Origin of the sequence: Microbacterium nymphoidis (assembly GCF_021044885.1) — a bacterium.
GTDB lineage: Bacteria > Actinomycetota > Actinomycetes > Actinomycetales > Microbacteriaceae > Microbacterium > Microbacterium nymphoidis.
Map to the genome: position 1 here is coordinate 1844700 of NZ_JAJNOD010000001.1, position 25466 is coordinate 1870165.

The 25466-nt window shown below is 68.1% G+C and carries 27 protein-coding genes; 9 read left to right on the top strand and 18 right to left on the bottom strand.

Features of this window, described 5'->3' with window-relative positions:
* Positions 1-63: 63 nt before the first annotated feature.
* The 3 genes from LQ566_RS08555 to LQ566_RS08565 form a co-directional block, all read right to left on the bottom strand.
* Entirely contained in the window at positions 64-810 is a 747-nt protein-coding gene (locus tag LQ566_RS08555) for a ThuA domain-containing protein (RefSeq protein WP_231091193.1), read from the bottom strand.
* Entirely contained in the window at positions 807-1877 is a 1071-nt protein-coding gene (locus tag LQ566_RS08560; RefSeq protein WP_231091194.1) for a Gfo/Idh/MocA family protein, read from the bottom strand. The genes LQ566_RS08555 and LQ566_RS08560 overlap by 4 nt, the downstream gene beginning before the upstream one ends.
* Positions 1878-2072: 195 nt before the next feature.
* Positions 2073-3281 carry an ROK family protein gene (locus LQ566_RS08565; protein WP_231091195.1) on the bottom strand — a complete coding sequence of 403 codons (1209 nt, stop codon included), beginning with the start codon at positions 3279-3281 and terminating at the stop codon, positions 2073-2075.
* A gap of 144 nt (positions 3282-3425) precedes the next feature.
* Between LQ566_RS08565 and LQ566_RS08570 the strand changes: the two genes are divergently transcribed.
* The 4 genes from LQ566_RS08570 (at position 3426) to LQ566_RS08585 (ending at position 8241) form a co-directional block, all read left to right on the top strand.
* Complete coding sequence (locus tag LQ566_RS08570; protein WP_231091196.1) at positions 3426-4700, top strand: ABC transporter substrate-binding protein; 1275 nt, start codon at positions 3426-3428, stop codon at positions 4698-4700.
* Entirely contained in the window at positions 4697-5608 is a 912-nt protein-coding gene (locus tag LQ566_RS08575) for a carbohydrate ABC transporter permease (RefSeq protein ID WP_231091197.1), read from the top strand. The genes LQ566_RS08570 and LQ566_RS08575 overlap by 4 nt, the downstream gene beginning before the upstream one ends.
* Positions 5609-5688: 80 nt before the next feature.
* Positions 5689-6510 carry a carbohydrate ABC transporter permease gene (locus tag LQ566_RS08580; RefSeq protein ID WP_231091402.1) on the top strand — a complete coding sequence of 274 codons (822 nt, stop codon included), beginning with the start codon at positions 5689-5691 and terminating at the stop codon, positions 6508-6510.
* Between the two features lie 87 nt (positions 6511-6597).
* On the top strand, positions 6598-8241 hold the full coding sequence (locus LQ566_RS08585; RefSeq protein WP_231091198.1) for a glycoside hydrolase family 13 protein: 1644 nt from the start codon (positions 6598-6600) through the stop codon (positions 8239-8241).
* A gap of 502 nt (positions 8242-8743) precedes the next feature.
* Here LQ566_RS08585 and LQ566_RS08590 read toward each other — a convergent pair.
* The 11 genes from LQ566_RS08590 to LQ566_RS08640 form a co-directional block, all read right to left on the bottom strand.
* Complete coding sequence (locus LQ566_RS08590) at positions 8744-9940, bottom strand: hypothetical protein (protein WP_231091199.1); 1197 nt, start codon at positions 9938-9940, stop codon at positions 8744-8746.
* Positions 9941-9980: 40 nt separating this feature from the next.
* Positions 9981-11009 carry a Gfo/Idh/MocA family protein gene (locus tag LQ566_RS08595; protein ID WP_231091200.1) on the bottom strand — a complete coding sequence of 343 codons (1029 nt, stop codon included), beginning with the start codon at positions 11007-11009 and terminating at the stop codon, positions 9981-9983.
* A 105-nt stretch (positions 11010-11114) separates the two neighbouring features.
* Entirely contained in the window at positions 11115-12182 is a 1068-nt protein-coding gene (locus LQ566_RS08600) for a GNAT family N-acetyltransferase (RefSeq protein WP_231091201.1), read from the bottom strand.
* Between the two features lie 286 nt (positions 12183-12468).
* Positions 12469-12840, bottom strand: a complete 372-nt coding sequence (locus LQ566_RS08605; protein ID WP_231091202.1) for a type II toxin-antitoxin system death-on-curing family toxin — start codon at positions 12838-12840, stop codon at positions 12469-12471.
* On the bottom strand, positions 12840-13046 hold the full coding sequence (locus LQ566_RS08610; RefSeq protein WP_231091203.1) for a ribbon-helix-helix domain-containing protein: 207 nt from the start codon (positions 13044-13046) through the stop codon (positions 12840-12842). Before LQ566_RS08610 ends, LQ566_RS08605 begins: the two co-directional genes overlap by 1 nt.
* A 29-nt stretch (positions 13047-13075) precedes the next feature.
* A complete protein-coding gene (locus LQ566_RS08615) occupies positions 13076-14365 on the bottom strand; it encodes a threonine/serine exporter family protein (RefSeq protein ID WP_231091204.1) in 1290 nt (429 codons plus the stop codon).
* 63 nt (positions 14366-14428) lie between these two features.
* Complete coding sequence (locus tag LQ566_RS08620; RefSeq protein ID WP_231091205.1) at positions 14429-14761, bottom strand: hypothetical protein; 333 nt, start codon at positions 14759-14761, stop codon at positions 14429-14431.
* 195 nt (positions 14762-14956) lie between these two features.
* Positions 14957-15202: a hypothetical protein gene (locus tag LQ566_RS08625; protein ID WP_231091206.1), complete on the bottom strand. Its 246-nt coding sequence runs from the start codon at positions 15200-15202 to the stop codon at positions 14957-14959.
* 271 nt (positions 15203-15473) lie between these two features.
* Entirely contained in the window at positions 15474-16064 is a 591-nt protein-coding gene (locus LQ566_RS08630; RefSeq protein WP_231091207.1) for an HAD family hydrolase, read from the bottom strand.
* 36 nt (positions 16065-16100) lie between these two features.
* The gene (locus LQ566_RS08635; protein WP_231091208.1) at positions 16101-16466 is read right to left on the bottom strand and encodes a cupin domain-containing protein; all 366 of its coding nucleotides are present in this window, start codon (positions 16464-16466) and stop codon (positions 16101-16103) included.
* A gap of 91 nt (positions 16467-16557) precedes the next feature.
* On the bottom strand, positions 16558-17010 hold the full coding sequence (locus LQ566_RS08640; RefSeq protein WP_231091209.1) for a VOC family protein: 453 nt from the start codon (positions 17008-17010) through the stop codon (positions 16558-16560).
* A 98-nt stretch (positions 17011-17108) separates the two neighbouring features.
* Between LQ566_RS08640 and LQ566_RS08645 the strand changes: the two genes are divergently transcribed.
* Positions 17109-18101, top strand: a complete 993-nt coding sequence (locus LQ566_RS08645) for a helix-turn-helix transcriptional regulator (protein ID WP_231091210.1) — start codon at positions 17109-17111, stop codon at positions 18099-18101.
* A gap of 143 nt (positions 18102-18244) precedes the next feature.
* Positions 18245-18757, top strand: coding sequence for an ABC transporter permease (locus tag LQ566_RS08650; protein ID WP_231091211.1), 513 nt, complete (start codon positions 18245-18247; stop codon positions 18755-18757).
* 46 nt (positions 18758-18803) lie between these two features.
* On the opposite strand, the gene gap is transcribed toward LQ566_RS08650, so the two are convergent.
* The 3 genes from gap to LQ566_RS08665 all read right to left on the bottom strand — a co-directional run bounded on the left by gap (position 18804) and on the right by LQ566_RS08665 (position 21553).
* Entirely contained in the window at positions 18804-19802 is a 999-nt protein-coding gene (gene gap, locus LQ566_RS08655; protein ID WP_231091212.1) for a type I glyceraldehyde-3-phosphate dehydrogenase, read from the bottom strand.
* A gap of 139 nt (positions 19803-19941) precedes the next feature.
* Positions 19942-20994 carry a GlxA family transcriptional regulator gene (locus tag LQ566_RS08660; protein ID WP_231091213.1) on the bottom strand — a complete coding sequence of 351 codons (1053 nt, stop codon included), beginning with the start codon at positions 20992-20994 and terminating at the stop codon, positions 19942-19944.
* A gap of 118 nt (positions 20995-21112) precedes the next feature.
* A complete protein-coding gene (locus LQ566_RS08665; RefSeq protein ID WP_231091214.1) occupies positions 21113-21553 on the bottom strand; it encodes a hypothetical protein in 441 nt (146 codons plus the stop codon).
* 244 nt (positions 21554-21797) lie between these two features.
* Here LQ566_RS08665 and LQ566_RS08670 point away from each other — a divergent pair, with 244 nt between their 5' ends.
* Both LQ566_RS08670 and LQ566_RS08675 read left to right on the top strand, forming a co-directional pair.
* Positions 21798-23051 carry a ferrochelatase gene (locus tag LQ566_RS08670; protein ID WP_231091215.1) on the top strand — a complete coding sequence of 418 codons (1254 nt, stop codon included), beginning with the start codon at positions 21798-21800 and terminating at the stop codon, positions 23049-23051.
* Positions 23052-23139: 88 nt separating this feature from the next.
* Positions 23140-23676 carry a hypothetical protein gene (locus LQ566_RS08675; RefSeq protein ID WP_231091216.1) on the top strand — a complete coding sequence of 179 codons (537 nt, stop codon included), beginning with the start codon at positions 23140-23142 and terminating at the stop codon, positions 23674-23676.
* Between the two features lie 73 nt (positions 23677-23749).
* On the opposite strand, the gene LQ566_RS08680 is transcribed toward LQ566_RS08675, so the two are convergent.
* Complete coding sequence (locus tag LQ566_RS08680) at positions 23750-24313, bottom strand: TetR/AcrR family transcriptional regulator (RefSeq protein ID WP_231091217.1); 564 nt, start codon at positions 24311-24313, stop codon at positions 23750-23752.
* 97 nt (positions 24314-24410) lie between these two features.
* On the opposite strand from LQ566_RS08680, the gene LQ566_RS08685 reads away from it, so the two are divergent.
* The gene (locus tag LQ566_RS08685) at positions 24411-25268 is read left to right on the top strand and encodes an alpha/beta fold hydrolase (protein ID WP_231091218.1); all 858 of its coding nucleotides are present in this window, start codon (positions 24411-24413) and stop codon (positions 25266-25268) included.
* Positions 25269-25466 lie beyond the last annotated feature (198 nt).

Here is a 25466-nt window from a genome sequence, read left to right on the forward strand (position 1 = left end):
CGACGAAACGCCTGTTTCGACCCCGTTGCGGCGGCATTCCCTCGTCCTCGGGAGAGCGAAGACTCAGACGTACCAGTCGCGCGCCGCATTGGCGACGCTCGGCTCGGCGCGGTGCAGAGCCGGCTGGGCGGCCCAGCCGACGCCGTTGGCGAGCACCTGATGGATCTGGGGCTGGTGGTAGACCGGATACTCCTGGTCGCCCGGGCTGAAATAGAAGATCCGCCCCTTGCCACGCGTGAACGTCACACCAGAGCGGAACACCTCACCCCCGGTGAACGAGCTGATGAAGATCAGGTCGTCGGGGTCGGGGATGTCGAACAGCTCACCGTACATCTCCTGCTCGGGGATGATCAGCGGGCTCTCGACCCCCGCGGCGATGGGGTGCGAGGGCTTCACGGTCCACACCAGCTCGCGTTCGCCCTCGTTGCGCCACTTCAGCGAGCAGGTGGTTCCGAGCAGGCGGATGAAGATCTTCGAGAAGTGGCCGGAGTGCAGCACGATCAGCCCCATGCCGCCGAGCACGTGCCGCTGCACACGCTCGACGATCTCGTCGCTGACCTCGTCGTGGGCGATGTGCCCCCACCACAGCAGCACGTCGGTGCGCGCGAGCGTCTCCTCCGAGAGACCGTGCTCCGGGTCGACGAGCGTGGCGGTGGAGATGTCGGCGTTCGGGTAGTGGGCGCGCAGACCCGCAGCGATCGCGCCGTGCATCCCCTCGGGGTACATCTCCGCCATCGTGGCCGGCTCATTGCGCGCCTCGTGCACACCCTCGTTCCAGACCAGGATGTTCAGCTTCTCCGTGCGGGTCACAGCTGCACCTCCCGGCCCTCGCGAGCCGATGCGTAGCAGGCATCGATCACCCGCGTGCGCTTCAGGGCGAGCGAACCGTCGTGACGCTTCCACTCCTCCTCCCCGGCGCGGACCGCGGCGACGAAGTCGATCACCACGCCCAGGTGCATGCCACTCTCCCCCACCTCGGGCGAGTAGTCGGCGTTCTCGGCGCCGTTGTCGCGGAAGATGCGCAGCTCGCCCGGGTCCCCCGCCACGCGCAGCTCGGCGCCCCCGTCGGTGCCGTACACGAGGAAGTTCATCTCGTCGTCCGGGTTGCGGTAGCTGGCCCAGCCCGCCTCGATGAGAAGGGTGGCGCCACCTTCGAGACGCAGGAACGCCGTGGCGAAGTCCTCGACTCCGAACGCATGGTCGGTGGCCGCGGCGCTGTACTGCGCGTTGCCGCCGAGGCCGCGCGGACCGAGTTCGGAGTAGGTGCTCGCCGACACGGCCAGCACCTCCGGCTCGCCGAGCAGGTCCAGCGCGTAGTCGAGCACGTGCACGCCGATGTCGGCGAGCGGGCCGCCGCCCGCGAGTGCGGGGTTGGTGAACCAGCTGCCCAGCATCGGAATGCCCTGCCGGCGCAGCCAGGCCGCCTTCGCGAAGTACGGCCGTCCCACTTCACCGCGGTCGATGGCGCCCTTCAGCGCCTGGATGTCGCCGCGGCGACGGTGGTTGAACGCCACGTCGAGCACGCGGCCCGCGGCGCGGGCCGCGTCGACCATCTGCTGACCCTCGTCACCGTTGCGCGCGATCGGCTTCTCGCTCAGCACGTGGATTCCCCGCTCCAGCGCGGCGATGGCGATGGGCGCGTGCAGGAAGTTGGGCACGGCCACGCTGATGGCATCCAGCCCCTCGAGCTCGAGCAGGTCCTCCCAGCGGGCGAACGTGTTCGCCACCGCGTACTTCTCCGCGGCGGCGGCAAGCAGATCCTGCTCCATCGCCGCCACAGCGATGATCTCGACACCGTCGATGGTGCTGTACGCGTCCAAGTGCTGCTGGCCCGCCCAGCCCAGGCCGATCACGCCGACCTTCAGATCCGTGGTCACAATGTTCCTTCTCGTCGACGGCGCTGTCCCAGTAGATTCGGATTGCAAATCAACGCCGATTGCGTCTACTCAACCACTCCGCGGCCGACATCGTCAACCCTGAATCGAATCGATACGATGTCCATTCATCGTGCGCAAACGGCGCCTCTTCGGCCGCCGAAGGGTCCACGTGCGCGCTATGAAGCGGAAGCGGCGTCAGCCGACGGGCGAACGCTCGACCCACACATCCAGCACGCGGTCCCGGGCGGCGACGGAGGCAGCAGCCAGCGCGCCGAGCACCACGACGTCGGCACCCAGCGGGGAGATCACCAGCTCGGGCGCGGGGAGGTGCATGTCCTTCGGCAGATGCTGCCGCGCCGCATCGACGACGGGCGCGATGCCGGCGGAGATCGCACCGGACACGACGAACCGGGCGGGGTCGAACATCCCCGCCATCACACTGACGATCCGGGACAGCACGACGCCCGCCCTCTCGGCCAGCGCGCGGGCGTCCGGGTCCCCCGCGGCCGCGAGGTCGAGGATCGCGCGACCGGTCAGCTCCTCCACGGAGAGGCGCGCGAGCGGAGCGTCGACCGCGTACTCGCCATGCGCGCGGGCATCGACGGCCCACCGCGTGAGTCTCGTTCCGATACCGTCCGAGCCGCCGACCCCCACAACATTGTCGAAGGCGACCATCTCCCCCACACCGCCGTGAGTCCCGCGCAACAGGCGTCCGTCCACCACGACGCCCGCGCCGAGGCGACCGCCCGCCAGCAGGGCGATGTAGTTGTCGCTCCCGACGGCTCCGCCGACCGATCCCTCGGCCACGGCGGCGAGTGAAGCGTCATTGTCGATGCGAACGATGGGCGCCCAGTCCACGACGTCGACGAAACCGGGATTGGTGCGCCCCCAGTACCCGAGGGGGTGCTGGGGGGAGCGACCGTCGACGCCCACCGGCGCGGCCACGCCGATGCACACCGCAAGCACGTCGGAGCGGTTGCAATGTGCGCGTGACAGCGCCGTGTCGATCGCGTCCACCAGCAGCGTCGAGCGCGCATCAGCGGCGTCGGTGTCCGAATCCACCTCGATGCACAGCGTGGCCAGGGGCTGCGAGCGCAGATCCGCCACCCGCACCGTGATGTGCCGCTCGCCCGCGTCGACGCCGACCAGCACCGCGGCGTCACCAGCCAGGCTGAAGCGGCGCGCGGGCCGCCCCTTGCTGTACTCGCCCACCTCGCGCGCATTGGGCAGCTCGATCAGCAGGCCGAGATCCACGAGCTCGTCGAGCGCCTCGATCGTAGTGGACCGCGTCAGCCCGGTGGCAGCCATGGCGTCCGAGGCGGTGAACTCCCCCGAATCCCAGGCGAACGCCAGCACGGAATCGAGGCGTGCAGGGCGCGAGGGTGCAGCGGCAAGGGGGTTCACGGGTCTTGACCTCTCCGGGATCGTTCTGTCATGATGCCTTCCAGATATTGATTTCGCTAGTAAATCTAATATCCGAAGGTTCTGCCCCGAACGGGCGCAAAGAAGCGGACGGAGACGACGGTGACAGGAAGCAGAAGACGCGCGATGCGCGCGATCGCTGCGGGGGTGAGCATCGGGGTGAGCGCGGCGTTGCTCGCCGGCTGCTCGAGCGACGGGACGGAGACGATCCGCTTCACGTTCAGCAAGCGCGAGGCGATCGAGTTCATGACGCAGGTGGTCAACGACTACAACGCGTCGCAGGACAAGGTGGAGGTCGTCATCGACACCTCCGGCGTGGACGTGGTCTCGGCGAGCTTCGTGCGCGGCAACCCGCCGGATCTCATGCTGGCCAACTACAACATGGAGATTGCGCGGTTCATCGATCGCTGCACGCTCAGCGACCTCAGCGAGACGACGGCCGCCTCGCAGATGACCGACACCTATCAGTCCCTGCTCGACCAGTACGGCGTCTGCGCCGGCCGTCAGAGCGCGCTGCCCTATTCGGTGATGGCGGCGTCCGTCATCTATAACAAGGACATCTTCGACGCGAACGGCATCGAGGTTCCCACCACGTGGGATGAGCTGATCGCCGCGTGCGACAAGCTCAAGGCGGCGGGCATCGATCCGTTCTACGCCACGCTGGCCTCCGCCGACGCCTGGACCGTGGGCCAGGGCTGGTTCGACTACGCGGTGGGCGGCTCCCTGAACGTGGTCGACTTCTACAACGACCTCGCCGCCGAAGGCGCCGACGTGGGTCCGGACTCGGAGGTCTCCTTCTCGAAGGACTTCGCCGAGCCGATGGACAAGATGCAGCAGCTGCTCGGCACCTACATCAACGCCGATGCCCGCAGCCGCGGCTACAACGACGGCAACACCGCGATGGCGGAGGGCAAGGCCGCGATGTATCTGCAGGGACCGTGGGCTTTTAGCGAGATCGCGAAGACGGCCCCCGACGGCAACTTCGGCACCTTCCCGCTCCCGATGACCGATGACCCCGACGACCTCGCCGTTCGCGTCAACCTGGACCTCGCGGCCATGATCCCGGAGGGATCGCACCACAAGGATGCGGCGCGGGACTTCCTGGAGTACCTCTACCAGCCCGAGATCATCGAGGCCTACAACGAGTCACAGCTCGGATTCACGCCGACAAAGACCGCAGCACCACCGTCCGATCCGCGCGTGGCGGGAATGATCCCCTACGTCGACGAGGGCAAGGTCTACCAGGGCGCCTCGGTGCTCGTCCCCAAGACCATCCCGGTCATGAACTACGCGCAGACCATCGCGCTCGGCGGCAGCGTGAAGAACACGCTGAGCACGCTGGATGCGGACTGGGCACGGCTGGCCTTCCGCGCACCCGCGAAGAAGGAGACGGAGCAATGACAACGACGTCCACCATCGTCACGGCGGGCAAGACCAAGCCGCCGCGCTCCACGCGCCGCGTCGAGCCGATCTACTACCTGTTCCTGCTTCCCAGCATCATCCTGTTCACCCTGGCGATCACCGTCCCGGGCGTGATGGGCATCTTCTTCAGCTTCACCGACTCCATCGGCATCGGCGACTGGAGCTTCAACGGGCTGACCAACTACATCGCGGCGTTCGGGGACCCCGCCATCGTGCAGAGCTACCTCTTCACGTTCGGCTTCTCCATCGCCACGGTGATCGTGGTCAACGTCCTGGCCTTCCTGCTGGCGGTGGGACTCACCTCCCGCATCCGCTTCAAGACGGGCCTGCGCACCATCTTCGTGATCCCGATGGTGATCTCCGGCATCATCATCTCCTACGTCTTCAAGTTCCTGTTCTCGAACTCGCTGCCGGCGTTCGGCGAGGCGACCGGCATCGAGTGGCTGCAGACGAGCATCCTCTCCAGCCCGGACTTCGCGTGGGTCGCGATCGTGATCGTCACCGCCTGGCAGGCCATCCCCGGCACGCTGCTCATCTACATCGCGGGACTGCTCTCCGTCCCCGGCGACGTGTACGAGGCCGCCGACATCGACGGCGCCAGCAAGTTCCAGCAGCTCACCCGCATCACGGTGCCGCTGGTGGCCGGATACGTGGTGATCAACTTCATCCTCGGCTTCAAGGGCTTCCTCAACGCCTACGACATCATCAAGGGCCTCACCGACGGCGGCCCGGGTACGTCCACGCGCAGCGTCGCGATGACGATCATCACCGGCTTCAACGGCGGTGACTACGCCTACCAGATGGCGAACGCGACGATCTTCTTCGTCGTCGCCATCCTCATCTCCCTCCTCCAGCTGTCGCTGACGCGCGGAAGGAACGCACTCTGATGGCCATTCAATCCGCACCCGCACCGAGCACCAGCACGATCGTCCTGGGCGGCAAGCCCGGAAAGTCGCCCCGCGCGGCGATGGAGCGCGTCAACTGGTCGGGGACGATCATCCTCATCCTGTGCGCCGTCACCGTGCTGCTGCCGCTGTACGTCACCGTATCGATGGCGTTCAAGACCAGCGCGCAGGCGGTGGACGGCAACGCCTTCTCGTTGCCCGCGCCGTTCTCCGTCGACGGCTTCGTCGAGGCGTGGAACCTCACCAAGTTCCCGGTGGGGGCGGCGGTGTCGATGTTCGTCACCGCCGGCACCGTGATCCTCACCATCCTGCTCTCCGCGTTCGCGTCGTACGCGATCGTGCGCAACTGGGACAAGCGCCTGTTCCGCTGGTCGTTCTTCTACCTGCTGGCGGCGATGTTCATCCCGTTCCCGGTGGTGGCGCTGCCGCAGATCCAGCTCACGGGCCTGGTGCACCTGGACAACCCGCTGGGCGTGCTGATCCTTGCGACCATGTTCCAGCTCAGCTTCAGTGTGCTCCTGTTCACGGCGTTCCTGCGCTCGATTCCGATGGAGCTGGAGGAGGCGGCGCGCATCGACGGCGCATCCACCTGGCAGACGTTCTGGCGGCTGATCTTCCCGCTGCTCGCTCCGATGAGCGCCACCGTGGGCATCTTCGCGTTCCTCTACGCGTGGAACGACTTCATGATGCCCTCGCTGATCATCTCGGACCCGGCGCTGCAGACGCTTCCGGTGCGGCAGAACCTGTTCCAGAACCAGTTCAGCAACAACTACAACGTGTCCTTCGCCTCGTACCTCATGGCGATGGCCCCCGCCATCGTCGCGTACCTCTTCACCCAGCGATGGGTGATGGAGGGCGTGACCCAGGGAGCCGTGAAGGGCTGATCCACCCCGCGGGTGATCCGATGGTGATCGGATCACCCGCGCCCCTGTCCGCGCTCCCTCCCCCGGAGCACAACCGAGAAAGCAGTCATGTCCGACACCACACCCACCACCGCCCCCTGGTGGCGTCAGGCCGCCGTGTACCAGATCTACCCCCGCAGCTTCGCCGATGCGACCGGTGACGGCATCGGCGACATCCCCGGCATCGTCTCGCGTGCCGACTACCTGCACGCGCTCGGCATCGACGCGGTGTGGCTGAGCCCGTTCTATCCGTCGGAGCTCGCCGACGGAGGGTACGACGTGGCGGACTACCGCAACGTGGACCCTCGCCTCGGGACCCTGGACGACTTCGACGACATGGTGACGGCGCTGCATGAGCGGGGCATCAAGGTGGTCGTGGACATCGTCCCCAACCACACCTCAGACCAGCACGAGTGGTTCCAGGAGGCTCTCGCCGCCGGTCGGGGATCGGCCGCCCGCGAGCGCTACATCTTCCGTGAGGGCCGGGGCGAGAACGGCGAGCTGCCGCCGGCGGACTGGCGATCGGTGTTCGGCGGATCGGCGTGGGAGCGCGTCGAGGACGGTCAGTGGTACTTCCACAACTTCGCCGTGGAGCAGCCCGACCTCAACTGGGACCACCCGGAGGTACGCGCCGACTTCGTGAAGACGCTGCGTTTCTGGTCGGACCGGGGAGTCGACGGCTTCCGCATCGACGTGGCGCACATGCTCACCAAGGATCTCAGCGAGCCGCTGCCCTCGCAGGCGGAGCTTGACGCGATGCCGCAGGACGGGAACCACCCGCTCATCGACCGTGACGACGTGCACGAGGTGTACGCCGAGTGGCGCGCGGTGTTCAACTCCTACGATCCGCCGCGCACAGCCGTGGCTGAAGCCTGGGTGAGCACCCCTGAGCGGCGCGCCAAGTACGCGCACCCGGACAGCCTGGGGCAGTCGTTCAACTTCGACCTGCTGGTGGCCGACTTCGATGCGGCCTCCTTCCGCCGGATCATCACGGACAACCTCGCCCAGGCGGTGGCGACCGGATCGTCCACCACGTGGGTGCTGTCCAACCACGACGTCACCCGTCACGCCACGCGCTACGGGCTGGAGCCGCTGAACGGGCGCCCGGTGAAGCAGGGCACAGAGTGGGTCGAGGCCGGCGGTCCGGCTGACTGGCTGGACCGCGAGGGCGGTATCCGCCGGGCGCGGGCGGCGACGATGCTCATGCTCGCGTTGCCCGGCAGCGCATACCTGTACCAGGGAGAGGAGCTCGGTCTTCACGAGGTGGCGGAGATCGCCCCCGATCAGCGCCAGGACCCGGGATTCTTCCGCGGCTCCGAGTACGACCGACTCGGCCGGGACGGCTGCCGTGTCCCGCTCCCCTGGACCGCCGAGGGCTCCTCGTTCGGCTTCGGCCCCGGCGGTGCACACCTGCCGCAGCCGTCGTGGTTCGCCGACTACGCCGTCGCGGTGGAGGACGCGGACCCCGATTCCACCCTCAACCTGTACCGGAAGGCGCTGGAGCTGCGGCACGGTCTGCAGACCGACGAGGACCTCGAGTGGATCGAGACCGGCCGCGACGACGTGCTGCGTTTCCGCCGTCCCAACGGGTGGGAGGTCATCACCACCTTCGGCGGCGAACCCTTCCCGCTGGCAGACGAGAACGTGGTGCTGACGACGGCGCCGCTCACCGACGGCGCGATTCCCGCTGACACGACGGTGTGGATCGCCTGACCCGAACGCTCACGCCACCGGCCCCGCGCATCTCGCGCGGGGCCGGTGCCGTCTCCTGCGCATCTCGCGCAGGGCAGGTGGCGTCTCCTGTCGCTGCGTGGCCGGCCGGTTCCACCCGCAGCCAACTTCCAGCCGCAGCCATCAGAGAACCCGTCATTCCACGCCATGACCGTGCTTCGAATCCATGATGAATCCGGCGGATTCATCATGGATTGGTGACCGGGTCATCGTTTCGGGACACGCGACGCACACTCACGAACCGCCGCGCGTCAGTCCGCCGGGCCCGCGCGCTGGCGACGAGTTCATGACGCTGCACCGAATCCATGACGAATCCGGCGAATGTTTCCTGGATCCGGCGCCCGGTCATGATTTCATGACCCCGCATCGACACCGGCAGTGCCCATCGCCGCCGGTGCCACGGCGCTCGGCTACGGCATCCGTACCGTCAGCCGCTCGCGGGAACGCCGGATCGCGGAACGCGACGACATCTCGTAGAGCGCACTCAGCGCTCCGCCGCCCACTGCGGGTTCACTGCGATGGCCTCGACCAGAAGATCCCGCTTCGGGAAGTCGATGCCGCGCAGTTCCAGCTCCACGCGACGATCGCCGCTCGCGGTATCAGCACTGAAGATCACCATCCGGTCGAGCCGGTCGTACGCACTCCCCCGGCGCGGATTGATGAACTTCTCCTCGGTGGCGACCCCGTAGACCCGGCCACCCGCGGCCGCGAGCGCGCCCTCATCTGTCCCGGCCACGACATTGGCGTCATCGATGAACCCGCCGAGGTCCGCCACTTCGGTCACGTCCACCGCGTCGCCGAGCTCCGCTCCGACGGGAACCGACCACAGCATCGACCACGCGGCCCAGTACAGACGCCCCTCCCAGACGAACGGCGTCCCCGAGATCCAGGCGTTGATGGACTCCGGATAGCGGATCTCCACCTCGCGGCGCTCGCCGGTAGCTCGATCCCAGATCCGCAGGACCTGGGTCGAGTGGTCCGCGTGGTCGACGATCTCGTCCAGGCCGTACACGCGGTCGCCATCGCACGTGACGCTGCCCACGCCGGTGAAGGCCCGGCTGCCGCTGAAGTCGTCGGTGGCAGCAGTGACCGCACGAATGCCGCGGTCGCCGTCAACCAGAACCGCCTCCCCATCGCAGCTGGTGAGCATCGCGCTGGTGTAGCCGGCGTCTCGCTCCGTGAGGCGGCCAGCCTCGACGTCGACGAAAGACAGCTGGGCGCCCTCGGCCGACCCGGTCAGCACGGCGAATCCGCCGGCGGTGGCCACGCGATCGCGCTCCGATGAGGATTCGACGGTCTGATCCAGAGGAAAGGAGGTGAGGCCGTCGGCACCGAGGACGTACTCCTCGTCCGGTCCCCCGGTGCTCAGCCCGTCCTGGGTCCACAGCACGCGGGAGTCGCCGGATCCGCGCTCGTCCAGTCGCACCGACCGCGTCTCACCGGCGTCGTTCACGAGAGTCAGATACGACTGATGATCGGCGTCGAGCCGGAGCGCGACCACCGCATCCTCCAGACCGAAATCCTCAGAAATGGCGGGCGTCTTGAGCATCTGGATGCCGGCGGGCAGCCCGAAGAACACCGCCCAGATCCCCACCCCCACCAGCACGACGATGCCCCACGCACCGAGCGCGCTGACGCCGGACGTGGCCTTCTTCCCGGTGGCCTTCTCCCCCTGACCCATGGGTCGATCCTGTCACGCCGGATCGATCAGGAACCGCCGGCTAAAACGCAACGTCCGTCACGGTGAGCTGGTGGCGGATCCGTTCCACCGTGCCCAGCACGGCGGTCACCTCGTCTAGCGGATGCAGCGGCGACTCGAGTCGGCCCTCCGCGACGAAGGACGCCAGCGCCGTGGCCTGATATCCGAGGGCGTCGTAGCGCTGCGAGAAGCGATCGTCGATCCACTCCTCGCTCTGCTCACCGCGTGTCAGCCGAAGACCCGATGGCGCGAAGAACGCCGGGAGCACGTCCACGCGAGAGAGGGTGCCGACCACCATCGCCGACGCCGGGGTCTTCGCCAGGAGCGAGGTGGACACGACGGCATCGGCAGCACCTCCGGCAGAAGTGAGGAGCGCGGTGGCTCGCAGGTCGATGCCATCCGGGGTCATCAGCCCGGAAGCCTGCACCCGTTCCGGGGTGCCGAGGATGGAGGAGGCGAAGGAGATCGGGTACACACCGATGTCCAGAAGTGCTCCGCCGCCCTGCGCGGGATCCCACAGCCGACTGGCGGGATCGTAGGAGGCCGCCGAGCCGAAGTCGGCGACGACCTGGGTGATGTCGCCCAGCTCACCCTCCGCGATGAGCTGGCGCAGCACGTCGCTCTGCGGCAGGTACCTGGTCCACATCGCCTCCATGGCCAGCACCCCGGCGGCGCGCGAAGCAGCCGCGATCTCGGCCGCCTCGGCGGCGGTCATGGCGAACGGCTTCTCCACGAGCACATGTTTTCCCGTCGCGATCGCGCGGAGAGCGAGGTCGCGGTGGGAGGCGTGCGGGGTCGCGATGTAGACCACGTCGATGTCAGCGAGGTCGAAGACCGCCTCGGGCGGCGTCAGCACCCGCTCGATCCCGTGTGCGGCGGCGAATGCCTCCGTGCGCTCGGCGTCACGCGCGGCGACGACGCTCACCCGCTGACCGGTGTGCTCGCGAAGTGCGTCCACGAAATACCCCGCGATCCACCCGGTGCCGATCACCCCCCACCGCAGCGAGGGAACGGCGAACGGGTCGATGTGGCGCGGGGCGGGGAGGGTCACGGACTCCACGATCCCATGTCCGGGGGGGGGCGCACGAAGCGCGTTGCCGGAGAAGGAGAGGCGGAACTCAGAGCGGATCGCTGAAAGTCGGCGTCGTTCCTCGGCTCAGAACACCTTCACAACGGTGACCGATGTGTCGAACTCTCGAAACCCGACCCGTTCGTACAGACCGAAAGCCCCGGTCGGGCTGTCGCTGTCCACATCGAGCACCGCTCGCTCCAGCCCGCGCGCCCGCAACTGCGTCAACGTGTGAGCGAGGAGCGCCTGCGCGATGCGACGACCCCGCCAGGTGCGGGCGACGCCGAGCATTTCGATGTACCCGAAGCTGAAGCCATTCGCTTCCCACTCCTCCTGGTTCACCATGGTCCACAGCGCAGCGACCACCTGTTTCGCGCCATCGGCGTCCGTGGCGAGCACCACCGAGCTCAGCTCCGCGCTGAACGCGTCGAGCCGCTCGAAGGAACGCCATTCCTCCGGGGTGATGGGCTGCGTGCCCCAGTGATCACGAAACGCATCGTTGACCACCATTCGAGCATCCTCTGACCACTCGGGCTCATATGGCGCGATGTGCAGAGGAGCCTCCATCGCGACGACGGGGATGGGCTCCGCGAGATCGCGGCTCATCGTCGACCACCAGCGCGCGGGGGCGAAGCCCGCGCGCTGCAACAGACGAAGCTGACCGGCTGCCGCAGACTCGACTCCGGCGTTCAACCAGCCCGGCAACGTGTGAGGAGACCCGGCGAGCAGCTGCCGGCCGCGCGCCTCCTGCCAGGCCAGGAGCGCCGTGCCGATTCCCTCGCCGCGACGATCGGGATGGACCTGCCCGTTCAGACGGACCTTCACCGCGGTCGCCGCTTCGGGCTCCCGGTAGGCCTCGCCGTATGCCACGACCCGGCCCGTGGCATCGACGGCGAGCGCCGTGTCCTGCGCAGGGTCGAAGCCGGAACGCGCGAACGCCTCCTCGAAGACGTCCAGCGCGTGCACGATCCGCGGATGGTCGATCGCCCCGCAGGCACGATCGAGTTCGAACAGGGCGACGAGGTCGCCTCGATCCGCGCGGCGCCAGATGAGGTCTGATCCGATGCCGGGCAGCACAGCCTCCGCAGTCGCGGGGACTCTCACCGAGAGGGGCCGGTCATCTGAGACCTCCGGGGCGACACCTTCGCTCGTCATCGTTCCCTCTCCAGCAGACCTCTCGGAGTTCTCACCCTAAGACGGGTCCGCTCCCGCTGCCGACCACGCCTTGCCGAATCCGCAAGACCCGAACGCCTCACGGGTGAGCGGCCGGAGATTGGTGCACACCCGAGAGAGAGGACATATCGTGAGATTCGCTGTCGACAGAGCAGGCTTGGACGCCGCGCCGATATAGGGGACGCGCCCGTGGTGATCCAGTTCTGGGCCGAGTGGTCCGCGCCTTCGCAACGTGACACGGGGGTCGGCATCCGGCGGATGCCGACCCTCACTCGCGCGGGCGGATGTTCTCTGCGATGCGCGCTGCAAGCGCACCGACGTCCTGCTGGCTCTGCGAGGCCGCCATCACCAGGTCGAACGCGTCGTCATCACCGAACACGACGTCATACCCGTTGAGCTCCAGGAAGACGAACGTGAGAATCAGCGAGATCCGCTTGTTGCCGTCGAAAAGCGCATGGTTCTGGCTCAGCGAGCTGAGCAGCGCGGCGGCCTTCTCCTCGATGCTCGGGTACGCGTCCTCTCCGAACATGCTGGCCGACGGCCGAGCGAGTGCGGAGAACAAGAGCCCGTGGTCTCGAACGTGAAGCCCGAAACGTGCGGCCACGGCCATGGCCTGCTCCGGTTCGAGGTACTCGACCATCAGGCGTCGGCGAGTCGTTCGATCACGTCGGCGTAGCGAGACCCGATATCGTCGGCAAGACGCACGACCCGCGCCGTCTTCGACTCGGTGGTTGCAAAGCGCTCGGCGGCCTCGATGAGCAACGCGTGCTTGGACGTGTGGCGCTCACGAGCGATCTCGGTGAGCTTGACATCGAGATCTTCGGGGAGTCGCACGGTCATCGCCATACCAGAATGGTACCGCGGTCCACCTCGCGTCAGCGGATGACGGTGATCGATCCCGTGGCCGTGGTCACCGGAACCGGCCGCGTGATCCGCAGCGCGTCGGCGATGAGGGCACCCACCTTGGTGCCGATACACAGGCTGATGAAGATCATCGGAGCGGCCGCGAGCGCCGTGGCATCGAAGGACGCGAGCGCGACGAGGCCGACGGTGCCGGGAACCAGGAGCAGGAACGCCGGCTGGAACGACACCGTGGCGGGAACGGCGAGGGTCACCCGCTCCAGCACACGAGCGGCGATGAACAGCAGACCCGCGGTCACGCCCGTCGCGATGGTGCTTCCGGTGAACGGGCTCAGCAGCATCAGCGCGCCGTAGGTGCAGATCATGACGATGACCGTGGCGATGGTGAGGCGGAAGCCCGAGCCGAAGCTCAGACCGATCCCGATGGCGAGCACCACCACGCCGATCCAGCTCCACGCGAGCGGCGGCACGGATTCCCAGCCGCCGTGGCCGGTGACCAGCGAGGTCTCGCCCACGAGCGCGGCCGACTCCGGATCCACGCTCAGCCCGGTGAGTGCGGCTCCGAGGTAGATGCCGGCGGCCATGAATGCCAGGACGATCAGTCCGTAAACCAGCCGGGATGCTCCCGTCACGATGTCGGCCGAGGTCAGTTCCAGCAGCGCGTTGGTGATCAGCGCTCCGGGAACGAGGAGCGCGACCGGCGCGCAGACGGCGAAGAGCGGCACCGCGCCGAAATCAAGACTGGCGGCGATCACCCCCACGATCAGCGTTGAGATCAGCGAAGCCACGAAGGGGACGATCGCCGATGCGGCGCGCACTCGCTCCGTGACGATGGCGATGCTCGCCACGAGCGCCCCCACGAACAGCGCGAGCAGGATGGCCCACCACGGGCAGCGGAACAGCACCGCCAGGCCCGCCGCCAGCAGAGCGCCACCGAGCGCCATCTGGAGTGCGGGATGACGACGCTGCAAGGCGCGGATCCGGCTGACATGGTCGGGCACCTGATCGAGCCCGACCTGCCCGGTCTCCAGCCTCCTCGCCAGGCGTGACGCGTGCGCGGTCTGGCGGAAGGTGAGCCCCGGGCCGTTGCCCGCGGCGATCGTCGTGGCGCCCGGAACACCCGGCCTGCTCACGAACACATGCTCCGGGAACACGGCGAACGTCAGCTCGGTGCGGGGAGCGGTGACCTCTCGCACGCGCTCCAGCGTGCCCCGCACGTCGGTGACCGACACCCCCGCATCCAGCAGAAGGGCACCGAGGTCGCCCAGGGCGACGTCAGCGGAGACAGGGGCAGAAGCAGACATCACCTGAAATGGTAGATCCGCGGTTCACGCCTGCCGCGCGCATCGCCCGATCCGGCCCCGGGATCACCAGCCGCTGTCGTGGCTCCACAGCCAGACCGAAGCCCGTCGTTGACGCGCACGGCGACGTACGGTGTCGACGACGACCCCCGCGGTGATCGCCACAATCCCGATGCCGAACACGAGGATCAGCGGTGTCACATCACCAGCTGCCAGCCCCGGCACGCACGCGAGCGCCCCGATCAGCCAGAATCCCAGCGGCACGAGACTGAGCTCGGCGTGACCGAGCACGAACAACACGAAAATGCCCAGTGCTCCCAGCAAGCCCGCCACCACCCCGACGGTCGTGATGAGCGCGCTGACCTCGTGCAGCGATACAAGAAGCGAAGTCTCCGCCATGATGCCCTCCCCAGTACGTCGTCCGCCGCGTCCCCACGGGCGAACGGCACACCGTGCGTGGTGTGCATCAAAAGAGACGCGAGTCCACCCGGACTATGACGCGCAACGCGGAAGAATCTCGGCTCCCGCCCGCGGTGAGAGATGAAGAACGCCCTTCTCACGTGCTCCGGAGGTGCGTTTTCCCTCCGTGACGGGTCAGTCCTCGATCACCAGACGGCCGTCGGGCTCCAGCCGGAAGCGCTTCCCGCCGCTGATGAGAACGGCGACGCGGGTGAGGTCCGGTTCCGCCAGACGCGACCCCGCGTCGATGGCGGCCCAGCGGGAGGCGAGTGCCACGCGGACATCGTGTAGGGGCCGGCCGGAGAACTCACGGCGCAGCATCTCCAGTGCCTCCACCTGGCCGGACGGCTGTGTGCTGCCGGGACGCCATGTCAGCCTCACCGCTTCGCACCCTTCGCCGCCCCTCGAACGCTTCTCCCGTTCTCGCCGACCGTCACGGTTGACCACCCTTCCGACCTTCCGCATCGCGTCTCACGGGCACCACAACCCCCTCAACGCTCACACGAAAGTCTATATCTTGTGGTTGCGCGGGTATTGGAACACAACATGGTGTGTTTCACTCGCGCAGGCGTGTCGGCAATGCACAACGACCGTCCTCAGCACGAAGGGCTGGTGGGAACGCGGGACGAGGCGCCGCGGCTGCGGCGTCGGATCAGATGCGTGCTCCGGCGTCACGGAGCGCGTCGAGAAGGGGACCCTGCGCCCGGAAGTGGTGCGTGATCATCCCGAGCGCCGTGGCGCCGGCGAGCTGAGAGGGTGAGTCGTCGGTGAAGAACGTTCGCGCGGCGTCCACCGCCAGGGCCGACATGACGTGCTCGAACGCCCGGATGTCGGGCTTCGCGAACCCGATCTGCGCCGAGTTGAAGATGGCGTCGAAGTGGGTGTCGATGCCCTGTGCCGCAACCTCGGCACCGATGGTGTCCGTGCCGTTAGTGAGGATCGCCGTGCGGGTTCCTCCCCGTCGCAGGCGGTCGGAGAGCTCGAGCATGCTCGTATCCACCGTTGGGCACTGAGCCGCCCAGGCCTCTGCCGCCGACGCGTTTCCGATGCGGTGGGCCAGATCGGCCACCCATTCCGCGCGGGACACACGCCCCGTGGTGACCGCGGAGATCAGGGGGCCGGAGAACGCGGCGTCCGCAATCGACCCCGACGGCAGGCCGTGTTCACGTTCGATGGACAGCGTCAGCGACTCATCGAAGTGCCGGATGACGCCGTCGAGATCGAAGAGCGCAAGTTCCAGCATGCCCGTATCGTCTCACGCGAGTGCAGACGTGATGCCTCAGGGCAGCTCCCGCAGTTCTGAGGTGAGCTCTCCGCCCGCATCGCCGGTGTTCACGGTGCCCTTCGGCTCGAAGAGCACCGCCTGCACCTCCTCCAACGCCTTCGGGCAGTGCTCGACGCCGCGTGGCACGACGAACACGTCCTGTGGGCCCAGCACCACATCACGATCGCGCAGCTGGATGGTCAGCTCGCCGCTCACGACGAGGAACAGCTCATCGGTGTCAGGGTGCGTGTGCCAGACGAACTCACCCAGCAGCTTCACGACTTTCACGTCGTAGTCGTTGACGCTGACCAGCCGATGCGGCTGCCAGGGACCCGAAACCGCGGCCAGAGCGTCGTGCAGGTTGCGAACGTCGTCCGTCATGCGTCGGAGCCTACCGCCGGGCGCCCGGGCCGGGGGTCCGGGCGCCCACCGGAGGAGCCCCCCGGAGGAAGGCGGCCTCCCCCGGGATCGGTCAGACGCTCACGCTGAAGCTCCATGTGACGCCGAATCGGTCGGTGAGCATGCCGAACCCGCTGCTCCACGCGGACGCGGCGAGGGCCTCGACGACGGTCGCGCCCTCCCTCAGGAGGTTCCAGTGCCCCTGGAGCTCGTCGAGGGTGTCGGATCCGAGGGAGACGAACAGCGCCTGATCGGTCATCGTGGCGTTGTTCTCCCGGCGCGTCGCCCCGCCGCCGACGATGCCTCCCCCGGCCGCGCCCGGGGCGTCGTACCCCATGACGCGGAACCCGTTCGACGCGGTCACCAGACCGAACACGATCCGGTCAGCTCCCGGCAGGTCTGCCGGCATGCCGAAATCGGCATATGTGTTGAGGATGAGATGTCCGCCGAAGACGGACTGGTAGAACTCCAGCGCTTCTCGCGCATCTCCGCGGAAGTTGAGGTGGGTGGTGGTCTGAAGGCTCATGGCAACTCCTGTGGTTCGCGAGCCGCACCGGCCCGCAGACCTCACTCTTCTCGCCATATAGGTCAGTTTTTGTCCTCGATGGGAAATACGGTCGTCTCATGACCACCACCTCGCGCCTGCTCGCGCTGCTGTCGCTGCTGTCGCTGCTCCAGACGCACCGTGACTGGCCGGGCCCCGCGCTCGCCGCCCGCCTGGACACCAGCGCGCGCACCGTGCGTCGAGACATCGACCGCCTGCGGGAGATGGGCTATCGCATCGACGCAACAAGGGGACCGGACGGCGGCTACCGTCTCGCCGCAGGGAGTGAGCTGCCGCCGCTGTTGTTCGACGAAGACCAGACGGTAGCAATCGCCATCGCCTTGCAGACTGTCTCCACCACGGGCGCGGGGGTGAACGATGCTGCACTGCGTGCCCTCGCCACGATCCGCCAGGTCATGCCGTCTCCGCTTCGCCACCGGCTCGATGCCGTCGAAGTCACAGCATTGCCACGCATGGGCGGCGGCCCCGCCGTGACCGCCGCGCCCGCCGTGCTCGATGCGGTCTCGCGCGCCATACGATCGCGCGAGGTACTGCGCTTCGACTACGCGTCTCCGGGACATCCCGATGATGACACTCCGCCGCGCCGCACTGAACCCGTGCAGCTGATCGCCTCCGACGGGCGCTGGTACCTTCTCGGCTGGGACAGGGATCGCGAGGACTGGCGTCTGTACCGCGTGGATCGCCTGGCGCCGCGAACGCCCAACGGCCCGCGCTTCACCCCTCGCGCGGTGCCCGGGGGTGACGCGGGCGAGTTCGTGGCGGCGCGGTTCCGCGGTAACCACGTGAACGAATGGGCGTGCCACGGCACCGTCATCCTCGATCTGCCCGCCGACGACGTTCGCCCGTTCGCGGGCGACGGAATCGTGACCGCGCTCGATTCTGCGCGCTGCACGCTGTACGCGGGCTCGTGGTCGTGGAGCGCACTCGCGGCCTCCTTCGGCCGGTTCGATGCGCCGATGCGGGTCGTCGGCCCTCCCGAGCTCGCCGCGGCGTTCGAGCTTCTCGCCTCCCGCTACGCGGACGCCGCGGGCAGAGAAGTCAGCGAGGAATGAACGGTGCGTCTCACCCGCGGCACAGGCGTTGTCACCCGTTCCGTGCGAGCCACCGCATCTGCGAGCCAGTGCCGGCGGATTGGCGTGCCGCGGCCGGTACGTGCACGATGGGGGAAGGCACGCGCGATCGAAAGGAGCCGCTCGTGACGCATTCCGCACCCCCGCCCGTGAGGACCACGCACCGGCGGCGCGGCGCCTGGTGGCTGGCCGCAGTGATCGCGAGCGCCGGCGTCATCACCATCGTTGCCACCATGCTCGTGGTGGGTCAGCGTCCGTGGCTCCACACCAACGTGACGATCCCCTTGAGCTACGTGGGCGAGGACGGGAAGACGTACTCCTGCACGTACGACTACCGGACCTCGGACCGCCTGCCGATGCCCACCTCCGTCGCCGACAACATGAACGCGCGGGACTGGTCGCAGACGGGCCAGCTCATCTATGAGTGGGCGAAGACCCACCCCGCCGAGTCCTGGACGACCCAGGATGACATCCCCGCGGACGATCCGCGATCCACGAGGCCCGACGCATCGTGGGCCCTCGCGATGGACGAGTACATCGACTTTCCGCCGTGGCAGATCGAGACGGAGCACGGGTCCGAGTACGAGCTGTGGCACGAAGTACGCCCGGGGGCCACCTGCGTCGACGGCCTGCGCTGATCCCAGGACGGTCCGGGGCACCCGCGAGCGCCCCGGACCACACAGCTCAGGACTGGGCGAGCAGCAACAGGGTGTCCACCACCCGGTTGGAGAAGCCCCACTCGTTGTCGTACCAGGCGACGACCTTGACGTGCTTGCCGTCCACGCGCGTGAGAGCCGAGTCGAAGATCGACGATGCCGGCTGCCCGGTGATGTCGCTGGACACCAGCGGATCCTCCGAGTACTCCAGAATGCCCGCCAGCGGACCCTCAGCCGCGGCTCGATAGGCGGCAAGGACCTCGTCGCGAGTGACCTCGCGCGCGACGGTGGTGTTCAGCTCGACGATCGAGCCGACCGGAACCGGCACACGGATCGAGTCGCCCGACAGCTTGCCGTCGAGACCCGGCAGCACCAGCCCGATGGCCTTCGCGGCACCGGTCGTGGTCGGCACGATGTTCACCCCGGCGGCGCGAGCGCGGCGCGGATCGCGATGCGGACCGTCCTGGAGGTTCTGCTCCTGGGTATAGGCGTGCACGGTCGTCATGAAGCCGTGCTCGATCCCGGCGAGGTCGTCGAGGACCTTCGCGAGCGGGGCGAGAGCGTTGGTCGTGCACGAGGCGTTGGAGACGATCGTGTGCGCCGCCGGATCGTACTGCTCGGTGTTGACGCCATAGGCGAGGGTCACGTCGGCCCCATCGGAGGGGGCGCTTACGAGCACGCGCTTCGCGCCGGCACGCAGATGGGCCCGGGCGGCTTCCGCTGACGTGAATCGTCCGGTCGCCTCCAGGACCACTTCCACGCCGAGTTCAGCCCAGGGCAGGTTCTCGGGCTCGCGCTCGGCGAGAACCTGGATGCGGCGACCGTCGACGACCAGGCTGTCACCCTCCACGTCGACCGGCCGGCCGAGACGGCCGAGCGAGCTGTCGAAGCGCAGCAACTGAGCGAGGGCATCGGGCGCGGTCAGGTCATTGACGGCGACGACGTCGAGGTCGGTGTCGCGCTCCAGAAGTGCGCGCAGGGTGTTTCGTCCGATACGTCCGAAGCCGTTGATGGCGATACGGGTCATGGCTGTCCTCTCGTTTCCTGTGCCGCCTTCCATGCTCGGGACAGTCGACGGACCGGGACAGTGGCTTGCAGGACAGCATGCGCAAGTATCACGCCACGCTTCCTGCCACGGGGCGCGAGGATTCCGCCACCGGGTCGGCCTAGGCCGAGAACGTGTGCCGGTACTCCGTCGGAGATGTGCCGAGGATCCGCTGGAAATGCAGCCGCAGGTTCGCGCCCGTGCCCAGGCCCACCCGGTGAGCGATCTGCTCAACGCCGAGATCGGAGCGTTCGAGCAGTTCCCGCGCGAGATCCACGCGTGCCCGCAGGACCCACTGCATCGGGGTGTAGCCGGTGTCCTCGACGAACCGGCGGGAGAAAGTGCGCTCTGAGACGTTCGCGTTGCGCGCCAGATCAGCGAGCGTCAGCGAGCCGTCGAGCCGTCCCAGAGCCCACGCGCGGGTCTCCGCGAAGAGATCGCCGAGCGGCTCCGGCACGCTCCGCGGGACATACTGTGCCTGTCCTCCGCTCCGGTAGGGCGCAGCCACGAGGCGCCGCGCCACCCGGTTCGAGAGCGCCACACCGTGATCACGCCGGACGAGGTGCAGGCAGAGGTCGATGCCCGAGGCGGCCCCCGCGGACGTCAGCACGTCGCCCTCGTCGATGAAGAGCACGTTCTCATCGACCCGGATCAGCGGGTGCCGTTGTGCCAGAGCGCGCGTGTAGTGCCAGTGCGTGGTCGCACGACGTCCGTCGAGCAGGCCCGTGGCCGCAAGCGCGAAGGCTCCGGTCGAGATGGCGGCCAGCCGAGCGCCGCGGGCGTGGGCGGCGCGCAGAGCAGCGACCACCGCGGCCGGCGGCTCCGTGTTCGCCGGTTCGCGGTACCCGGGCACGAACACGGTGTCCGCATGCTCCAGCGCCTCGAGCCCTTCGGCCACGTGATACGAAAGGCCGTCTCCGCCGGTGACGAGACCGGGCTCGGCTCCGCACACCCGCACCTCGTACGGCATGCTCGCCCGATGCGCGAACACCTGCGAGGGGATTCCGACATCCAGCGGCTTCGCGCCCTCGAGGACGAGGACCGCGACACGGTGGTTCTCGGCAGTCGCCCCGGTTTCTGTGCGCACGGCGGCCGGGGCTGCCGCGGACGGGTCGCCGCCCGGGGTGCGCTCACCGGAATCACCCGTGGAGAGGACCGCATCGAGGTCTGTCATACGCCCATCTTCACGGACGTCCCGCCCGGCTGGACGCCCGTGCGAAGAACGGCGATTCCCCTCCAGCCCAGCAGCGCCCGTCGTCTCGATCTCCTCGGGCCGCCGTCCGGTGCCGGGGTCACGCGGCGTTCGTCGCCGGCTGCGAGCGTGTGCGGCGCACCCAGAGCGCGGAGTGCCCGAAGAACAGCACGGCACCGGATGCGAAAGCGGTCACGATCAGGGTGTTCGTGTGCGCGTCGCGGGCCCGCCCGCACGCGAGGTCCACCCGGAGGGATTCGATGTCGTTCTTGATGATCTGCTGGTTCAGGAACTGCATGGCGGGGCCCGTTCCGTCAGCGAGCTCCTGGCCGCGGCTCACCGTGGGCGGGTCCCATCGCGACGGGCCGGCGTTGGCGCACCGGATCGTCGTGCTCTCCCCTGCCGTGGCCGACGCGACCTCGACCACCGGGGTGTGAAACCAGGCGAACATCACTGCCGCCAGGGCCGCGACGACCAGAACGAGATAGAGAGGGCGCGTCCAGCGCCGGGGAGTGACGGGAATCGGTCGAGGCTCGCTCATGGCTCTCTCATTTCTCCCGGGTTTCGGCGGGGCCTCCCCGGGATCGCACAGTCCATGCGGCGAGTGCCGCGTCGACCGACACCGCGCCGCCCCTTTCGTCCCGCAGTCTCTCATGACAGGAACCGCGCGCCCCAGGCCGGGACCGGGAAGGCCGATCCCGTCGAGAGGGCCGACCCGGCGCCGTGGAGCAGTCCTTCATCAGATGAAGGCTATGATGGCGCAGGAACTCAACCGGAGGAATGCCATGAGAGAAGACCACGAGTCGCCTCGCGGGGGCACCGCGCCCGAGACGGGCGAGCAGGCGCCGCGAGAGCGCAAGCCGGAGCCGGCCTCACACGCTCATTTCGATCCGGGAGCCCGGGTGGCGAGCGCCACCCCCGCCACCGCCGACGGACCGGAGCACACGACCCAGCCGTTCGCCTACGACGGGATCTTGCTCTCGGGCTTCGGCGGACCCGAGGGCCAGGACGATGTCCTCCCGTTCCTGCGCAACGTCACGCGCGGCCGCGGCATCCCCGACGAGCGTCTCGAAGAGGTCGCGCACCACTATCGTCACTTCGACGGCGTCAGTCCCATCAACGATCAGAACCGACGGCTGCTGGAGGCGCTCCGCAATGCGCTGCAGGCAGCGGGGGTCGATCTGCCCGTCTACTGGGGCAACCGGAACTGGGCGCCGTACCTGGACGAGGCGCTGACGGCGGCCGCCGCTGACGGCGTCCGGAACCTGCTGGCGATTCCCACGAGCGCGTACTCGTCGTACTCGTCCTGCCGGCAGTACCGGGAGGACTGGGCGGACGCGCTGGAGGCATCCGGACTTCAGGAGGACATGCGAATCGACAAGGTTCGGCAGTTCTTCTCCCACCCCGGATTCCTCGAACCGTTCGTCGAAGGACTCGCCTCCGCGCTGCGCGAGGCCGCTGCCGCCGGCAACAGCCGCGACCAGATCGAGGTCCTCTTCGCCACACACAGCATCCCCACCCTGGATGCGGAGCTCTCCGGAGCGTCGCTGTTCCCGGACTCCCCCGGTGGCGGATACGCCGCCCAGCACCTCGCCGCCGCGCGGGAGATCGTCGCACGAGTGGCGCCGGACATCTCCTGGCAGCTCGTCTACCAGTCGCGCTCCGGTCCCGCATCCCAGCCGTGGCTCGAGCCCGACATCAACGACGCGATCGAGGCGCTCACCGACCGCACCGCCGTGATCATCGTCCCGCTTGGCTTCGTCAGCGACCACATGGAGGTCATGTGGGACCTCGATGAGGAAGCGACGGAGACGGCGGAGAACCGCGGACTCTGGGTGACCCGCACCCCCACCCCCGGCGTGCACCCCGCCTTCGTGGGCGCGCTCGTCGACCTCGTGCAGGAGCGCCTCGAAGGACGCCCCGTCGAGCAGCGGAAGAACACCACGACGATCGGTCCCTGGTTCGACGTGTGCCGGCCCGGGTGCTGCGAGAACCGGCGACTCGGCTTCAAGCCCGCCATCGCGGGCCTCGTCCCCTGAGTCATACCCCTTCGGCGGGGAGCTACGTCTCCGCCGAAGGGGTGCCTGCCCAGCGTCCGCCGAGCGCAGCACGGGCTAGCATCGCCAAATGAAGCTGGATCTCCTGGAAGTCGTCGCCCTTCTGACGGACTACCGGTCGGTACGCGTCGTCGACTGCACCGCGGATGTCATCCTCGGCGATGTGCGATCCGTCTACCGATTGCATGCGGAGCCGTGGATCGACTCCTATGAGGTCGTGGGCGCCGAGGGGCAGGTCGTCGCCGCCTACATCGCCTCTCTCGGGGCCGTCACCGACGGCGAGGAGACACTCCGGTACGACCCGCGGATGATCGTCTGGCGCGCACTCGCCGCGCGCCTGGCCTTCCCACTAGAACTGCCGATCTGGGGCCGATCGATCGACAGTCATCGGATGAGTGCGGTGGATGTCCGAGACGACGGAACCGCCCGGGTCACACTGGCACCGAACCGCGACCGGGCCGGCGCCGGTCACATCGACATCGACCTCGACAGACGACTCGTGACGGACTTCAGCATCCCCAGCCTGCGGATCAGCTATCGAGATTTCGCGCTCGGTCGTGGCCGCCTCTTCCTCGGCTGGGACCGCAGCGCGCCGGCGGCGGGATGACCGGCGCGGGGACACTGCGCGAGATGGGCAAGCCCCGTGATCTGCATTCCCCTGCCCCCGTCGAATCCGGCAACTAGCGCGCGAGTGCGGAGTCGATCAGCGTCTCGGCTGCGGCCCGTGCCTCCGTCGCCACGCGAGGGTCCGACGATATCGCCGCTGTGGTCTGAGCACCTTCGGCGAGGATGGAGAGCTGCGAGGCGAGCGCAGCAGACGCTCCGGCCTCTGCCGCGAGCGCTGCCATCTGCTCTTGAAACGACGCCTTGTGCTCTCGCACGATCTGCGCGATCTCGGGATGGGTGCCACCGAGCTCTCCGAACGCATTGATGAAGGCGCAGCCGCGGAAGTCATCGGCACAGAACCAGTCCTCCAGGTGACGGTAGACGGCGAGCATGCGAGCCCGCGGTTCCTCCCCCGCCGCGCTCACCGCCGCGGCCAGCCCGGACTCCCACTCCTCGTGCTTGCGCTGCAGCACAGCCGCGATGATGTCCGTCTTGGACGGGAAGAGTGCGTACAGGCGCCGGAGCGACACGCCGGCGGCGGTGCGCAGCTCGTCCATTCCCACGGCCGCGTATCCCTTGCGGTAGTAGAGGTCCTCCGCCGCAGCGAGGATTTTCTCCCGCGCTTCCGATTCGGTCATGCGCTCAGTCTACTTGACAAGAGAACGGTCGTTCTCATATGGTCGACGCATCAGGTGAGAACGACCGTTCTCGCTCGTGATTGAGAGGAACAAGATCATGGGATTCATCACCGTCGGCACCGAGAACACCACCCCGATCGAGCTCTACTACGAGGACCAGGGCGAGGGGCAGCCAGTCGTCCTGATCCACGGCTACCCGCTGAACGGGCACAGTTGGGAGCGCCAGACCCGCGAGCTGCTGAGCCAGGGCTACCGCGTCATCACTTACGACCGCCGCGGCTTCGGTCAGTCCTCGAAGGTGGGCACGGGTTACGACTACGACACCTTCGCCGCAGACCTCAACACCGTGCTCGAAACCCTCGACCTGCGCGACGTCGTCCTCGTCGGCTTCTCGATGGGCACCGGCGAGCTCGCCCGCTACGTCGGCACCTACGGACACGATCGGGTCGCGAAGCTGGCCTTCCTCGCATCGCTCGAGCCGTTCCTCGTGCAGCGCGACGACAACCCCGAGGGCGTCCCGCAGGAGGTCTTCGACGGCATCGCCGCAGCCGCCAAGAGCGATCGCTACTCCTGGTACACGCAGTTCTATCAGGACTTCTACAACCTCGATGAGAACCTGGGCACCCGCATCAGCCAGCAGGTCGTCGACGCCAACTGGAACCTCTCGGTGACCAGCGCACCCGTCGCCGCGTACGCGGTCGTCCCGTCCTGGATCGAGGACTTCCGGGGCGACGTCGAGGCCGTCCGCGCATCGGGCAAGCCGACCCTGATCCTGCACGGCACCAAGGACAACATCCTCCCGATCGACGCCACCGCGCGCCGCTTCCACCAGGCGGTGCCGGAGGCGGAGTACGTCGAGGTCGACGGCGCCCCGCACGGACTGCTGTGGACGCACGCCGACGAGGTGAACGCCGCGCTGACGAGCTTCCTCTCGAAGGACGAGATCAGCTCCTGACACAGCAGGTCGGCCACCGGCGCAGATTCCGATAGCCGAGCGCCACCTGAGCACACCTGCTCACGTGGCGGCTCTGGCCTCGTGCCCCCGGGGCACGAGGCCAGTTCGCCAATCTGCGCGCACCGGACCCGATCCGCGGCCCATCCCGGTTCGTCCGGCAACGGACTCGCAGGGCTTCACTTGTGGTTTGCATCGAAG

Excerpts from the sequence above, each read along its gene's own strand:
- LQ566_RS08665 (WP_231091214.1), bottom strand. The coding sequence starts at position 21,553 with ATGAGCGAGCCTCGACCGATTCCCGTCACTCCCCGGCGCTGGACGCGC.
- gap (WP_231091212.1), bottom strand. The coding sequence starts at position 19,802 with ATGACCCGTATCGCCATCAACGGCTTCGGACGTATCGGACGAAACACC.
- LQ566_RS08600 (WP_231091201.1), bottom strand. The coding sequence starts at position 12,182 with ATGACGAGCGAAGGTGTCGCCCCGGAGGTCTCAGATGACCGGCCCCTC.
- LQ566_RS08670 (WP_231091215.1), top strand. The coding sequence starts at position 21,798 with ATGAGAGAAGACCACGAGTCGCCTCGCGGGGGCACCGCGCCCGAGACG.
- LQ566_RS08585 (WP_231091198.1), top strand. The coding sequence starts at position 6,598 with ATGTCCGACACCACACCCACCACCGCCCCCTGGTGGCGTCAGGCCGCC.
- LQ566_RS08675 (WP_231091216.1), top strand. The coding sequence starts at position 23,140 with ATGAAGCTGGATCTCCTGGAAGTCGTCGCCCTTCTGACGGACTACCGG.
- LQ566_RS08615 (WP_231091204.1), bottom strand. The coding sequence starts at position 14,365 with ATGTCTGCTTCTGCCCCTGTCTCCGCTGACGTCGCCCTGGGCGACCTC.
- LQ566_RS08570 (WP_231091196.1), top strand. The coding sequence starts at position 3,426 with ATGCGCGCGATCGCTGCGGGGGTGAGCATCGGGGTGAGCGCGGCGTTG.
- LQ566_RS08685 (WP_231091218.1), top strand. The coding sequence starts at position 24,411 with ATGGGATTCATCACCGTCGGCACCGAGAACACCACCCCGATCGAGCTC.
- LQ566_RS08630 (WP_231091207.1), bottom strand. The coding sequence starts at position 16,064 with ATGCTGGAACTTGCGCTCTTCGATCTCGACGGCGTCATCCGGCACTTC.
- LQ566_RS08645 (WP_231091210.1), top strand. The coding sequence starts at position 17,109 with ATGACCACCACCTCGCGCCTGCTCGCGCTGCTGTCGCTGCTGTCGCTG.
- LQ566_RS08620 (WP_231091205.1), bottom strand. The coding sequence starts at position 14,761 with ATGGCGGAGACTTCGCTTCTTGTATCGCTGCACGAGGTCAGCGCGCTC.
- LQ566_RS08590 (WP_231091199.1), bottom strand. The coding sequence starts at position 9,940 with ATGGGTCAGGGGGAGAAGGCCACCGGGAAGAAGGCCACGTCCGGCGTC.
- LQ566_RS08610 (WP_231091203.1), bottom strand. The coding sequence starts at position 13,046 with ATGGCGATGACCGTGCGACTCCCCGAAGATCTCGATGTCAAGCTCACC.
- LQ566_RS08575 (WP_231091197.1), top strand. The coding sequence starts at position 4,697 with ATGACAACGACGTCCACCATCGTCACGGCGGGCAAGACCAAGCCGCCG.
- LQ566_RS08660 (WP_231091213.1), bottom strand. The coding sequence starts at position 20,994 with ATGACAGACCTCGATGCGGTCCTCTCCACGGGTGATTCCGGTGAGCGC.
- LQ566_RS08680 (WP_231091217.1), bottom strand. The coding sequence starts at position 24,313 with ATGACCGAATCGGAAGCGCGGGAGAAAATCCTCGCTGCGGCGGAGGAC.
- LQ566_RS08640 (WP_231091209.1), bottom strand. The coding sequence starts at position 17,010 with ATGAGCCTTCAGACCACCACCCACCTCAACTTCCGCGGAGATGCGCGA.
- LQ566_RS08605 (WP_231091202.1), bottom strand. The coding sequence starts at position 12,840 with ATGGTCGAGTACCTCGAACCGGAGCAGGCCATGGCCGTGGCCGCACGT.
- LQ566_RS08635 (WP_231091208.1), bottom strand. The coding sequence starts at position 16,466 with ATGACGGACGACGTTCGCAACCTGCACGACGCTCTGGCCGCGGTTTCG.
- LQ566_RS08580 (WP_231091402.1), top strand. The coding sequence starts at position 5,689 with ATGGAGCGCGTCAACTGGTCGGGGACGATCATCCTCATCCTGTGCGCC.